Source organism: Streptomyces sp. NPDC050508, assembly GCF_040655155.1.
Classification (GTDB): Bacteria; Actinomycetota; Actinomycetes; order Streptomycetales; family Streptomycetaceae; genus Streptomyces.
This window is the reverse complement of sequence record NZ_JBFAJJ010000005.1, coordinates 19,010-32,194: the sequence shown is the minus strand read 5'-3', so window position 1 is coordinate 32,194 and position 13,185 is coordinate 19,010. Positions and strand designations below refer to the sequence as shown.

At 69.9% G+C, this 13,185-nt stretch carries 10 protein-coding genes; 1 reads left to right on the top strand and 9 read right to left on the bottom strand.

Annotated elements, in window-relative coordinates; genetic code table 11:
* Positions 1–38: 38 nt before the first annotated feature.
* From AB0I69_RS15645 to AB0I69_RS15605, 9 genes are all read right to left on the bottom strand, one after another.
* A complete protein-coding gene (locus AB0I69_RS15645; RefSeq protein WP_363096184.1) occupies positions 39–1,226 on the bottom strand; it encodes a pseudouridine synthase in 1,188 nt (395 codons plus the stop codon).
* Entirely contained in the window at positions 1,226–1,882 is a 657-nt protein-coding gene (gene scpB / locus AB0I69_RS15640) for an SMC-Scp complex subunit ScpB (RefSeq protein ID WP_363096183.1), read from the bottom strand. The genes AB0I69_RS15645 and scpB overlap by 1 nt, the downstream gene beginning before the upstream one ends.
* Positions 1,879–2,838 (bottom strand): segregation/condensation protein A, encoded by a 960-nt coding sequence (locus tag AB0I69_RS15635; protein ID WP_363096182.1) that lies wholly within the window; start codon positions 2,836–2,838, stop codon positions 1,879–1,881. Before AB0I69_RS15635 ends, scpB begins: the two co-directional genes overlap by 4 nt.
* A gap of 18 nt (positions 2,839–2,856) precedes the next feature.
* Entirely contained in the window at positions 2,857–3,405 is a 549-nt protein-coding gene (locus tag AB0I69_RS15630) for a hypothetical protein (RefSeq protein ID WP_363096181.1), read from the bottom strand.
* A complete protein-coding gene (locus AB0I69_RS15625; RefSeq protein ID WP_363096180.1) occupies positions 3,390–4,526 on the bottom strand; it encodes a ParA family protein in 1,137 nt (378 codons plus the stop codon). The genes AB0I69_RS15630 and AB0I69_RS15625 overlap by 16 nt, the downstream gene beginning before the upstream one ends.
* A 402-nt stretch (positions 4,527–4,928) precedes the next feature.
* Positions 4,929–6,044 carry an alanine dehydrogenase gene (ald, locus tag AB0I69_RS15620; protein ID WP_363096647.1) on the bottom strand — a complete coding sequence of 372 codons (1,116 nt, stop codon included), beginning with the start codon at positions 6,042–6,044 and terminating at the stop codon, positions 4,929–4,931.
* A 142-nt stretch (positions 6,045–6,186) separates the two neighbouring features.
* The gene (locus tag AB0I69_RS15615; RefSeq protein WP_363096179.1) at positions 6,187–8,274 is read right to left on the bottom strand and encodes a tetratricopeptide repeat protein; all 2,088 of its coding nucleotides are present in this window, start codon (positions 8,272–8,274) and stop codon (positions 6,187–6,189) included.
* 171 nt (positions 8,275–8,445) lie between these two features.
* A complete protein-coding gene (locus AB0I69_RS15610; protein ID WP_363096178.1) occupies positions 8,446–9,072 on the bottom strand; it encodes an NUDIX hydrolase in 627 nt (208 codons plus the stop codon).
* Positions 9,073–9,170: 98 nt separating this feature from the next.
* Positions 9,171–10,838, bottom strand: coding sequence for a CTP synthase (locus AB0I69_RS15605; RefSeq protein ID WP_363096177.1), 1,668 nt, complete (start codon positions 10,836–10,838; stop codon positions 9,171–9,173).
* 512 nt (positions 10,839–11,350) lie between these two features.
* On the opposite strand from AB0I69_RS15605, the gene AB0I69_RS15600 reads away from it, so the two are divergent.
* Positions 11,351–13,153, top strand: coding sequence for a glycoside hydrolase family 15 protein (locus tag AB0I69_RS15600; RefSeq protein ID WP_363096646.1), 1,803 nt, complete (start codon positions 11,351–11,353; stop codon positions 13,151–13,153).
* Positions 13,154–13,185: the final 32 nt, after the last annotated feature.

Sequence of the window (13,185 nt, the reverse complement as noted above, 5' to 3'; positions counted from 1 at the left end):
GGAGCCGGCCGCCGCAAGCAGGCCATGAACAGGCAGGCCTAGAGGTCGACTTCCTGCATCAGCATGCCGACCTCGGTGTTCGACAGCCGTCGCAGCCAGCCCGACTTCTGGTCGCCCAGGGTGATCGGACCGAAGGAGACACGGACCAGCTTGTCGACCGGGAAGCCGGCCTCCGCGAGCATGCGCCGCACGATGTGCTTGCGGCCCTCGTGGAGGGTCACCTCGACCAGGTAGTTCTTGCCGGTCTGCTCGACGACACGGAAGTGGTCCGCACGCGCGTACCCGTCCTCCAGCTGGATGCCGTCCTTGAGCTGCTTGCCCAGATCGCGCGGGATCGGGCCCACGATGTGCGCGAGGTAGGTCTTCTTCACGCCGTACTTCGGGTGGGTCAGCCGGTGCGCCAGCTCGCCGTGGTTGGTGAGCAGGATCACACCCTCGGTCTCGGTGTCGAGCCGCCCGACGTGGAAAAGACGCGTCTCGCGGTTGGTGACGTAGTCGCCGAGGCACTGCCGGCCCTCGGGGTCCTCCATCGTCGCGACGACACCGGCGGGCTTGTTCAGCGAGAAGAACTGGTACGACTGCGTCGCCACCGTCAGCCCGTCGACCTTGATCTCGTCGTGCTCCGGGTCGACGCGCAGCCCCTGCTCGACCACGATCTCGCCGTTGACCTCGACGCGGGACTGCTCGATCAGTTCCTCGCAGGAGCGCCGGGAGCCGTAGCCCGCGCGTGCGAGGACCTTCTGGAGCCGCTCGCCCTCCTGCTCGGCGCCCGGGAAGGTCTTGGGCGGCTTGATGTCCTTCTTGCCCGCGTACCGCTCCCGGTTGCGCTCCTCGGCCCGCGCGTCGTACTCACGCGAGGTCGCCGGCGCCCAGCGCCCGCGTCCGGTGCCCTGGCCCTGCTTGGGGCCGCCCTTGGCACCACCGCGCGCGGCGGCACCCCGCCCTGACTTGGGGCCTTCGTGGGATCCCGTGGGGCCTACGTCGTAGCGCCGCTCCTCGGGACGCGGCTTTCCGGCGCGCTTCGGCTTGTCGTCGCGGCCTCCCGCGCCCCTCGGCTGGGAGCCGCCCCCGCCGGCACCCCGGGAGTTGCCCGCGCCGGAGCCACGGCCGCCGCCGCCCCCACCGGAACCCCGGGGATTACCGCCCCCGCCGGTCCCGCGGGGATTGCCGCGCCCGCCGCTCCTACCGCCGCCGCCACTGCTGCCACTGCTGCCACTGCTTCGCATCAAAGTTCCGTCGTCGTCGTTTCGTCTGCATCTGCATCCGGTGCATCCGGATCGAACGACGGGACCCCTTCCAGCGTCTCCGCCTCGATCGCCTCAGCCTCAGGGAGGAAGGGCGCGAGCTCCGGGAGCTCGTCCAGGCCTCGCAGGCCCATCCGCTCCAGAAAGTAGTTCGTCGTCACGTACAGGATCGCACCTGTTTCGGGTTCCGTGCCCGCCTCCTCGACCAGACCCCGCTGCAAGAGGGTGCGCATCACACCGTCGCAGTTGACTCCGCGGACCATCGAGACCCTGCTGCGGCTGACCGGCTGGCGGTACGCGACGACCGCCAGGGTCTCCAGCGCCGCCTGCGTGAGCCGGGCCTGCTGGCCGTCCAGGACGAAGCCCTCGACGGCCGGCGCGTACTCCGGCCGCGAGTAGAAACGCCACCCGCCCGCGATCAGCCGCAGCTCGAAACCGCGCCCCTGGACGGTGTACTCGTCGGCCAGCTCGCGCAACGCGTCCGCGATCCGCCGTTTGGGCCGCTGGAGTATTTTCGCGAGGTGTTCCACGGTCGCGGGCTCGTCCACGACCATCAGGACGGCCTCCAGGGCGGGCTTGAGGGCCAGATCCGCGACGGCAGGCCCGCCCGCGGCTACGCCCGTGCTCTCCTCGCTCACGCCTTCTCCTCCTTGGCGGGCTCGTCCTTGACCGGCTCGGGCGGCCGGTCGAACTCGTCCGTCACCACGGGCTCGCCCTCCCCCTCCCCACCGGTCCAGCGCACGATCAGATCCCCGAGCGCGGTCTCCTGGTCCAGCGCGACGGCCTTCTCCCGGTACAGCTCCAGAAGGGCCAGGAACCGCGCTACGACGGTCAGGGTGTCGTCGGTGTCGTCCACGAGCACGCTGAAGCTGGCCTCGCCGAGTTCCCGCAGCCGCGCGACGACGATCCCGGCCTGCTCCTGCACGCTGACGAGCGGCGCGTGGATGTGGTCGATGTACACCTGCGGCTTGGGCCTGGGCTGCATCGCCTTCACGGCGAGCTTGGCGAAGCCCTCAGGACCGATCCGGATGACGACCTCGGGCAGCAGCTCGGCATGGTGCGGTTCGAGCCCGACGGTACGGGGGTAGCGCCGGGCTTCTTCGTCGAGGCGCCGGTTGAAGATGTCGGCGATCTGCTTGTACGCCCGGTACTGCAACAACCGCGCGAACAACAGGTCCCGCGCCTCCAGCAGCGCGAGATCGGCCTCGTCCTCGACCTCTGCGGCCGGCAGCAGCCGGGCCGCCTTCAGGTCCAGCAGGGTCGCCGCGACGACGAGGAACTCGGTCGTCTCGTCCAGGTCCCAGTCCGGGCCCATCGCCCTGATGTACACCATGAACTCGTCGGTGACCTTGGACAGCGCCACCTCGGTGACATCCAGCTTGTGCTTCGAGATCAGCTGGAGGAGGAGATCGAACGGCCCCTCGAAGTTGGCGAGCCGCACCTTGAAGACCCCGTCATCGGGTTCTTCCGCGGCTTCTTCCACCACCGCTTCTTCTACGACGGGCTCCGGCTCCGGCGCCGCACCCGGCCCTTTCCCGAGCGCACGCCGACGGCCGGCGGGTGCGCCGGCGGCGGGAGCGTCGTTCGAGGTCATGGCCCCCGCAGGCTACCGCTACCGCCCGCGAAGCCGACGGACGAGAATGCTCGCGTCCCCGCGGGACTCCAGATCGGCCAGGACGACGGCGACCGCCTCGCGCACGATCCGCCCGCGGTCGACCGCGAGGCCGTGCTCGCCCCGGAGCATCAGGCGTGCGTGCTCCAGGTCGATGAGTTCCTCGGCGGACACGTACACGGTGATCTTCTCGTCGTGCCGCTCGCGCCCGGTGGGCCGGCGCTGGGCCTGTGCCCCCTGACGCTGCTTTCGAGGCTGGGCAGAACCTTCCTGCGCCCCCTGACGTCGCCCGGAGCCGTCCGCGGACCGGCTGCGGGACTCGCCGCCGTCCGAGTCCGCCGCCACGTGCTCGGCGCCCTCTCCGTCACCGCCCTGGGCGGGTACGGACTGCGGGGCGTCCTCCCCGGCGGCGGGATCGCTCTCCCCCGCCGGAGCCGGTACCCGGGCCTCGCCGTTGGCCCGGCTCCTGGGGGTGGACGACTGAAGCGCCATCCCCCCTGTCGTACGGAACAGTTCGTCGGCCCCCGGCAGACTCACTCGGCGTGACACCGGGCGAGCACCTCCCTGGCGAGCTGGCGATAGGCGGCGGCACCGACGGAGTTGGAGGCGTACGTGGTGATCGGCTCACCGGCGACCGTGGTCTCCGGGAAGCGCACCGTGCGCCCGATGACCGTGTGGTAGACGTGATCGTCGAACGCCTCGACCACGCGCGCGAGCACCTCACGGCTGTGCACGGTGCGGGAGTCGTACATCGTGGCGAGGATCCCGTCGAGCTCCAACTCCGGGTTGAGGCGCTCCTGGACCTTCTCGATGGTCTCCGTCAGCAGTGCGACACCACGCAGCGCGAAGAACTCGCACTCCAGCGGCACGATCACCTTGTGAGCCGCCGTCAGGGCGTTCACGGTGAGCAGGCCGAGCGAAGGCTGACAGTCGATCACGATGTAGTCGTAGTCGGCCATCAACGGCTTCAACGCCCGCTGCAGCGTGGACTCGCGCGCGACCTCGCTCACCAACTGCACTTCGGCGGCCGACAAGTCGATGTTGCTGGGCAGCAAGTCCATGTTCGGGACAGCTGTCTTGAGGAGCACCTCGTCGGCCGACATGCCCCGCTCCATGAGCAGGTTGTAGACGGTGAGGTCCAACTCCATGGGATTGACGCCCAGTCCGACCGACAGCGCGCCCTGCGGGTCGAAGTCGACGAGCAGTACGCGTCGGCCGTACTCCGCGAGTGCGGCGCCCAGGTTGATGGTTGACGTCGTCTTGCCGACGCCGCCCTTCTGGTTGCACATCGCGACGATCGTCGCGGGGCCGTGACTGGTCAGCGGACCCGGGATCGGGAAGTAGGGCAGCGGGCGTCCGGTCGGGCCCACGCGCTCACGGCGCTGGCGGGCGGCGTCGGGCGCGAGTGTGGCCGCGTACTCGGGATCGGGTTCGTACTCGGCGTCGGGGTCGTAGAAGTGCCCGTCGGGCAGTTCGTCGAAGTCGGCGAACTGGTTGTGGGGCGCACCCCTTCCGTCGCCGGCCATGGCGTTCACGTGATGGCCATCCATGCTCTGGTGTGCTGGCTGGGTCGCCCCTGGCTTGTGGTGACCCCGGTGGGCTGCGAAGGTACGCACCGCGACGGAGCCGACAGCCTCGAACCCCGCGGGCTCCTGGCCCTTTGCAGGCATTCCTGGTTGACCACCCCCGGGAGAAAATGTCGACTCATTCACAAGTCGTCTTACCTCCTTGGTGACCAGGGAATTTCTCGATAGGTCAGCGTGGCACCATGCCGACGTTCGGCGACTCTATGGCGTGTCGGGTGTTCGCAGCAACACAATCCGCCGGACCCGGCCCGATGTGTCGGCAATGAAACATCCCTCTGTCAAGGGCGTACGGCAGTCGCACGGCAGGTTTCACCGGTGCACGAATCGGTTCAAGGGTTACGTTCGGCGCGAGTTGACCGAGTGCCGCAAAGTGACCATACACACACTTCCGGCCGGACCTGTCGAGCAAGGTCCGGCCGGGTGCGCGGAGTTGACGACCTGTGTTGACGTATCGCCTTTTGCCGAACGGTGACTTAGTCGACAGAGTCAGCCGAGCAGCGATTCCAGCTCGACGTGCTCCAGCCCGTGCGCCTCGGCGACCTCGCGGTAAATCACCTTGCCGTCATGGGTGTTGAGACCCTTGGCGAGAGCAGGATCACGTCGCAGCGCGTCGGCCCAGCCGCGGTTCGCGAGCTCCACGATGTACGGGAGCGTCGCGTTGGTGAGCGCGTAGGTCGACGTGTTCGGCACCGCGCCGGGCATGTTGGCGACGCAGTAGAAGACCGAGTTGTGGACCGGGAAGGTCGGCTCGGCGTGGGTCGTCGGACGCGAGTCCTCGAAGCAGCCGCCCTGGTCGATCGCGATGTCGACAAGAACACTTCCGGGCTTCATGCGCGACACGAGTTCGTTGGTGACCAGCTTCGGCGCCTTCGCACCCGGGATGAGCACCGCGCCGATGACGAGGTCGGCGTCCAGGACGGCCTTCTCCAGCTCGAAGGAGTTGGACATGATCGCCCGGACCTTGGTGCCGAAGACCTTGTCGGCCTCGCGGAGCTTGTTGATGTCGCGGTCGAGCAGCGTGACGTGGAAGCCCATGCCGACGGCGATCTGCGTGGCGTTCCAGCCGGAGACACCGCCGCCGATGACGACGGCGCGCGCGGGCTGCGTGCCGGGGACGCCACCGGGGAGCACGCCTCGGCCGCCGACCGAGCGCATCAGGTGGTAGGCGCCGACCTGCGGGGCCAGCCGGCCCGCGACCTCGGACATCGGGGCGAGCAGCGGCAGGGCGCGGCCGGGCAGCTCGACGGTCTCGTAGGCGATCGCCGTGGTGCCGGACTCGACGAGCGCGTCGGTGCACTCCTTGGAGGCGGCCAGGTGCAGGTAGGTGAAGAGCGTCTGGTCCTTGCGGAGGCGGTGGTACTCCTCGGCGATGGGCTCCTTGACCTTGAGCAGCAGGTCGGTGGTGGCCCAGACCTCGTCGGCGGTGGCCAGGATCTGCGCACCGGCCGAGACGTACTCGTCGTCCGTGATCGAGGAGCCGACACCGGCGTTCTGCTCGATGAAGACCTGGTGGCCGTGGCGCACCAGCTCGTGCACACCGGCGGGGGTGATGGCCACCCGGAACTCGTTGTTCTTGACCTCGCGGGGGATGCCGACCTTCACGTCGATCACGGTCCTTGGCTCAGAGGGTGTGGGGCAATACATCTCATACCCGGGCATGCGTGAGCGCACCGGGAGACCGCAGGAGAAGGTGCGGCAGAGCCAGTCTAATGAAGGTGTTCTCGGTGTCTAGCCTTTCAATGCATCAATCTTCCGCGGATGTACTACGGATTTCGCAGGCGTTAGCGTCTTGTTCCAGGGGTTCGGCGGTGGATTCCGGGGATTCGGGGCTGGAATCGCCCTCCAGAAGCTCCTCGCCCAGCATCCGCTCGGCCGTCCCGCGGTGCAGCGCGGCGGACGTCGGGTCGCCCAGCCGGTCGAGGGTGTCGGCCAGCCTCAGCTGCAACGCCGCCTGCAGCCGTACGTCCTCCGCGCGGCGCGCCCACTCGACTGCCTCGTGACAGGTGAGCAGCGACTCCTCGGGGCGGCCCGCGTACTCCTGGACCCGTGCCAGCTCGCTCAACGCCCGTGCCTGGGCGGGCACATCACCGTTCTTGCGGTGCCCGGCGACGGCGGCCCGCCAGTTCCTGAGCGCCTCGCCGTAGCGGCCCGCGTACGTGTGCGCGGCACCGATCCTGCCGTAGAGCCGGGCGGCGTCCGCACGCTCGTCCCGGGCCTGTCGCTGGGCGAGCGCGCGGCCGAACCAGTCGGCGGCCCGGTCGTGGTCCCCGAGCTCCTGGTGCGCGCAGCCTACGGATTCCATCGCGCGGCCGGTCGCATACGGGTCGTTTGCCTCGCGTCCGGCGTCCAGCGCGGCCCGGTAGCGGGCCAGCGCCTCGGTCGTACGGCCGGTCTGCGCGTCCAGATCGGCGAGGTTCAGCAGCGCGGCGGCCTTCTCGCGGGGCAGGTTGCGCCGCTCGGCCACGTCGAGGACGAGGCGGTGGATGCCGTAGAGCTCGGGGGCGGCGGCCTGGGTGCCGAAGTGGGCGACCATCGCCCGCACCAGCTGGGACATCAACCGGCGGGCCAGCGTGTCCAGTTCGCCGTCGGCGACCGCGATGCGGGCGGAGGCCAGCAGGGCGGGCCGGCTGAGACGCAGCCAGTCGGCGGCGGCCCGGGGGTTGGGGAAGCGCAGCGCGCTGGGCATGCCGAGGAGTTTTTCGCGGGCCTGGGGGCTGTCGGTCTCGGTGATGGCGCGGCAGGACTGGAGCAGCCGTACGGTCCGCTCCAGCATGCGGGCGCGGGCCAGCTGGAGTTCGGCCGGGCGGTCCTGGGTCTCGGCGAGGGCGTGCAGGAGGGGCTGGAGGCAGCCGGGGACCTCGTACTGCGGGATCGGCGAGTCAAGGGCCCGCAGCAGGCCCGCGGTGACGAAGTCGTCCAGGGTGGCGCGGGCGCCGTTGACGGAGCAGCCGGCGAGCGCGGAGGCGGTCTGCGGGTCGACCAGGCCGGCCGGGGCGAGGGAGAGCAGTCGCAGTATCCGGGCGGCGGGGCTGGGCAGCGAGCCGTAGACGAGCCGGAAGACGCGGCTCAGCGGGGCGCCCTCGTCGCTCTCGGCGTGGAGGTGCTTGGCGAGGTCGGCCACGGCCGCCTGCGGTCGGGCGGCGAGCCAGCCGCCGGCCAGGGTCAGCGCGGCGGGCTGGGCCCGGCAGACCTCGACCAGGCCCTCGGCGGCGAGCGGGTCGACGGTGATGCGGACCGCGCCGGTGTAGCGGGTGAGGAGTTCCAGCGCGGACTTGGTGTCGAGGCCGCCCAGGGTGCAGGGGCGGACGTCCGCGATGCCGGTGAGCGGGCCGCCGGAGACGGCGACGACGAGGCAGTCCGGGGAGTCCGGCAGCAGCGCGTCGACCTGCTCGGCGTCGGCCGCGTCGTCGAGCAGGAGCAGCGCCCGCCGGTCGGTGAGGGCCGCGCGCAGGATGTCCGAAAGATCGTCCTCGGAGGCGCCGGCCGGGGTCGGCAGCTCCAGGGCGGTGAGGAGTTCGCGGGCGGTGCGCTCGGTGGGGACGGGGGTGCCGTCGGGCTCGCTCAGCCGGGCGCGGAACACACCGGCGTCGTAACGGTCAGCGACCTGTCGGACCAGTTCCTCGGCGAGCGCGCTGCGGCCGGAGCCGGGCTTGCCCGCGATGAGCAGGACGCGGGCGCGGGGGGCCTTGCGGCCGGCGATGGTGTCCAGGCCCGCGCGCTCGATGTCGGCGCGGAGCTCCTTCAACTCTCTTGCACGGCCCACGAATTGGCCCTCGGGAGAAGTGTTCTCGGACAGCTTCACGCCGCCTGTGTCCACCGCCTGATCCGTCACGGGCCACACTCCCGTCCCACTGCACGTGCATAGCCCGCCGGGACTCCGGATCGGGTGATTCCAGAGCCTAGTTCACGCTCTGCGACGAACCGTGCGGAGCGCGGCGGGTACGTCCCCCGATCGGATCAGCCGATCGTCACACCGGTGATCGGTGAAAGGGGAAGGCCGGGTTCAGGACTCGAAGGGACGCGCGGGCCACGGCGCCTCGGCGGGGCGCAGCGCGTCGACGCCGTCGCCGTGCCGGGCAGCGACCAGGGACAGCACACCGACGGCGAGGCAGTTGTTGTGCAGCTCGCCGGCGAGGACCCCGCGGACCAGGTCGTCGAGGGGCACGCGCGCGTGCTCCATGTCGGCCTCCTCGTCCTCGACCTCGAAGCGCTGTCCGTCGGCCTCGGACAGATCGCGGGCCAGGAAGATGCGGATGGCCTCGTCGCAGCCGCCGGGCGTGGTGTAGACGTCGGTCAGCACCCGCCAGTCCTCGGCCTTGACGTGCGCCTCCTCGTACAGCTCTCGCTGGGCGGCGTGCAGCGGGTTCTCGCCGGGGATGTCGAGCAGTCCGGCCGGGATCTCCCACAGCTTCTGGCGTACGGGGTGGCGATACTGCTTGATGACCAGCACCCGGTCCTCCTCGTCGAGGGCGAGGACGGCCACGGAGCCGGGGTGGACCTGGTAGTCGCGGTGCACGACCGTGCCGTCGGGCATGACCACGTCGTCGGTGCGCACGGAGGTCTTGTTGCCCACGAAGGGGGTCACGGTCGCCCGGATCTCCCACTCCTCCGGGGTGTCCTTGATCGTCATGCGCTGTCCCTCCACACGTACATGAACCTGACGTACACAAACGGCCGGGGTGCGCACCTCTTGAAGGCGCGCACCCCGGTCACCGTACAACCTTCGTACTACTTGCCCGTCTTGCGCGCCACGGCCGCCTTGACCAGGCCCGCGAAGAGCGGGTGCGGCCGGGTCGGGCGGGAGCGCAGCTCGGGGTGGGCCTGGGTCGCGACGAGGTAGGGGTGCGCCTCGCGCGGGTACTCCACGTACTCCACGAGCTTGCCGTCCGGGGACGTGCCGGAGAACTGCAGTCCGGCCTTCTTCTCCAGTTCCGCGCGGTAGGCGTTGTTCACCTCGTAGCGGTGGCGGTGTCGCTCCTCGACGTACTCCTTGCCGTCGTACACCTCGCGCACGATGGAGCCCTCGGCGAGCTTGGCCGGGTACATGCCCAGGCGCATGGTGCCGCCCATGTCGCCCTCGCCGGCGACGATGTCGAGCTGCTCGGCCATGGTGGAGATGACCGGGTGGCCGGTGGCCGGGTCGAACTCGGTGGAGTTGGCGTCCGCGATGCCGGCGAGGTTGCGCGCGGCCTCGATCACGATGCACTGGAGGCCCAGGCAGAGGCCGAGCAGCGGGATCTTGTGCTCGCGGGCGTACTGGATGGCGCCGACCTTGCCGGAGACACCGCGGTCGCCGAAGCCGCCGGGGATGCAGATCGCGTCCACGTCACCGAGCTGCTTGGCGGCGCCGGCCGGGGTCTTGCAGTCGTCCGAGGTGACCCACTTGATCTTCACGCGGGCCTTGTTGGCGAACCCGCCGGCGCGCAGCGCCTCGGTGACCGAGAGGTACGCGTCGGGCAGGTCGATGTACTTGCCGACCAGCGCGAGGTTGATCTCGTGCAGCGGGTTGTGGACGCGGTCGAGCAGGTCGTCCCAGGTCGTCCAGTCCACATCGCGGAACGGGAGGTCCAGCTTGCGGACGACATAGGCGTCCAGGCCCTCGCTGTGCACGGTCTTCGGGATGTCGTAGATCGAGCGGGCGTCGGGGCAGGCCACCACGGCGGCCTCGTCGACGTCGCACATCAGCGAGATCTTGCGCTTGATCGCGGTCGGCACCTCGCGGTCGGAGCGCAGCACGATCGCGTCGGGCTGGATACCGATGTTCCGCAGGGCCGCAACCGAGTGCTGGGTCGGCTTCGTCTTCAACTCACCCGAGGGGCCGATGTACGGCAGGAGCGAGATGTGGACCACGAACACGTTGTCCCGGCCTACCTCGTGGCGGACCTGGCGGACCGTCTCCAGGAAGGGCAGCGACTCGATGTCGCCGACCGTGCCGCCGACCTCGGTGATGACGACGTCGACCTCGTCGGTCGCCATGCGCCGGATGCGGTGCTTGATCTCGTTGGTGATGTGCGGGATGACCTGCACGGTGTCGCCCAGGTACTCGCCGCGCCGCTCCTTGGCGATCACCGTCGAGTAGACCTGGCCGGTGGTGACGTTGGCGCTGCCGTCCAGGTCGCGGTCGAGGAAACGCTCGTAGTGCCCGATGTCGAGGTCGGTCTCGGCGCCGTCGTTGGTGACGAAGACCTCACCGTGCTGGAAGGGGTTCATCGTGCCGGGGTCGACGTTCAGGTACGGGTCGAGCTTCTGCATCACGACGCGCAGGCCCCGCGCCTTGAGGAGCATGCCGAGGCTGGAGGCGGTGAGGCCCTTGCCGAGTGAGGAGGCGACACCCCCGGTGACGAAGATGTGCTTGGTCGTCGTGGTGTTGCTGTTTCGGAAAGCAGCGGGCGGCATGGCCAAGAGGGGGCTCCCGTGGTCGCGGTCTGGGGTGCGGTGCGGCTGCCGGCCCGGTGAACCCGGGTTTTTCTGGAGGAGCCGTCGCTGCGGTTCGGGGGTTTCTTGCCCACCGGTCCACGGGCTACCAGGGTATCAGCGCCCGGACGAGATGGCTTCCGGCCACGCTCCGCACTCGCCTCGACACGGACGCCGCTCCCGTCGACACAGACGCGCCCTGGTTACCTGCTTCTCACGCGTTGCTCACCCGTTCGGCCCAGGTCCGTTGGCGAGAGCGGCACACAGATCATCTACGTGCGTCGTATCCTGCTCGGACACTCGCTGCCGAGCCGGTCCGGAACACGGCACCACCCCCGCCCGTATTTCCCGGAACAACGAGAGCTCGTCGGCCCGTTGAGCAACGACCTTCATTTGCTTCATGGCTCAACGACGCACTACAAACGATCCCTTGACCGCACACAGCGACCGCCCCTTTTCCCTGGGGCGACGTGGCCGTTCGACTGGAGTTGCACGTGGCCGGGCGCATCGAAGATTACGCACTCATCGGAGACATGCAGACCGCTGCCCTGGTCTGCCGGGACGGCACGGTGGACTGGCTGTGCCTGCCCCGATTCGACTCCCATGCCATCTTCGCCGGTCTGTTGGGCACCGAGGAACACGGCTTCTGGCGGCTGGGCCCGGCCCACGCCTCCGACGCGCCGCCGCCCCGCGCGGCCCGGCGCGGCTACCGCGGCGACTCGCTGATCCTGGAATCGGAATGGGACACCCCGCGAGGCACGGTCCGCGTGACCGATTTCATGCCCCCTCGCGACGGCGCCCCCCAGCTGATCCGCATCGTGGAGGGCATCTCCGGCCGCGTCCCGATGCGCTCGGCCCTCCGGATGCGTTTCTCCTACGGCCGGGTCGTCCCCTGGGTGCACAAGCACGAGGGCCGCACGGTCGCCGTCGCAGGCCCCGACTCCGTGTGGTTCGACACATCCGCCGAGACCTACGGCAAGCAGCTCACGACGTACGCCGACTTCACCGTCGCGCCGGGTGACCGCATCGCGTTCACCATCTCCTGGGAGCCCTCGCACAAGCAGCCGCCGCCGCTCCCCGAGCCGGAGCAGTCGCTGGAGGCGACCGAGGACTTCTGGCGCGACTGGGTCGACCAGTGCACGTACCACGGCCCCTACCGCGAGGCCGTCGTCCGCTCCCTGATCACGCTCAAGGCCCTCACGTACGCCCCGACGGGCGGCATCGTGGCCGCGCCCACCACCTCCCTCCCGGAGGAGATCGGCGGCGTCCGCAACTGGGACTACCGCTACACCTGGCTCCGCGACGCGGCCATCACCCTCTCCTCGCTCCTGCGCACCGGCTACCGCGAGGAGGCCCGCGCCTGGCGCGAGTGGCTCCTGCGCGCGGTCGCCGGAGACCCCGAGAACCTGCAGATCATGTACGGCATCGCCGGCGAGCGCGAGCTCGGCGAGGCGGAGCTGGACTGGCTGCCCGGCTACGAGAACTCGGGCCCGGTCCGCGTCGGCAACGGCGCGGCGCACCAGCTCCAGCTGGACGTCTACGGCGAGGTCACCGAGGCCCTGCACCTGGCCCACATGACGGGCCTGGCCCGCAACGACTACGCCTCCCTCCTCCAGCTGAAGCTGATCCGCTACCTGGAGAAGCACTGGGACGAGCCCGACGAGGGCATCTGGGAGGTGCGCGGCCCGCGCCGCCACTTCGTGCACTCGAAGGTGATGGCCTGGGTCGCGGTCGACCGCACGATCAAGCTGATCGAGTCGGGCGACGCGGACGGCCCACTGGAGAAGTGGCGCGAACTGCGCGACGACATTCACCGGGACGTGTGCGAGCGCGGCTACGACAAGGAGCGCAACACCTTCACGCAGTCGTACGGCTCGAAGGAGCTGGACGCCTCGCTGCTCCTGATCCCGCAGATGGGCTTCCTGCCCCCGGACGACAAGCGCGTGATCGGCACGATCGAGGCGATCCAGCGCGAGCTGTCGACCCCGGACGGCTTCATCCTGCGCTACCCCACCTCGGGCACGGACGAGGGCGTGGACGGCCTCCCCGGCGACGAGGGCGCCTTCCTGGCCTGCTCGTTCTGGATGGCGGACGACCTCGCGATGATCGGCCGCGTGGACGAGGCCCGCAAGCTCTTCGAGAAGCTCCTGTCGCTCCGCAACGACCTGGGCCTCCTCGCCGAGGAGTGGGACCCGCGCCTGCAACGCCAGGTCGGCAACTTCCCGCAGGCCTTCAGCCACGTCCCCCTGATCGACACGGCCCTGCGCCTGACGGCTTCGGGGGCCTACGGCGGCTGAGACCCGCTGAGCACGCGCCCCGGGCAGGAAAA

Excerpts from the sequence above, each read along its gene's own strand:
- AB0I69_RS15645 (WP_363096184.1), bottom strand. The coding sequence starts at position 1,226 with ATGCGAAGCAGTGGCAGCAGTGGCAGCAGTGGCGGCGGCGGTAGGAGC.
- AB0I69_RS15610 (WP_363096178.1), bottom strand. The coding sequence starts at position 9,072 with ATGACGATCAAGGACACCCCGGAGGAGTGGGAGATCCGGGCGACCGTG.
- AB0I69_RS15605 (WP_363096177.1), bottom strand. The coding sequence starts at position 10,838 with ATGCCGCCCGCTGCTTTCCGAAACAGCAACACCACGACGACCAAGCAC.
- AB0I69_RS15635 (WP_363096182.1), bottom strand. The coding sequence starts at position 2,838 with ATGACCTCGAACGACGCTCCCGCCGCCGGCGCACCCGCCGGCCGTCGG.
- AB0I69_RS15625 (WP_363096180.1), bottom strand. The coding sequence starts at position 4,526 with ATGCCTGCAAAGGGCCAGGAGCCCGCGGGGTTCGAGGCTGTCGGCTCC.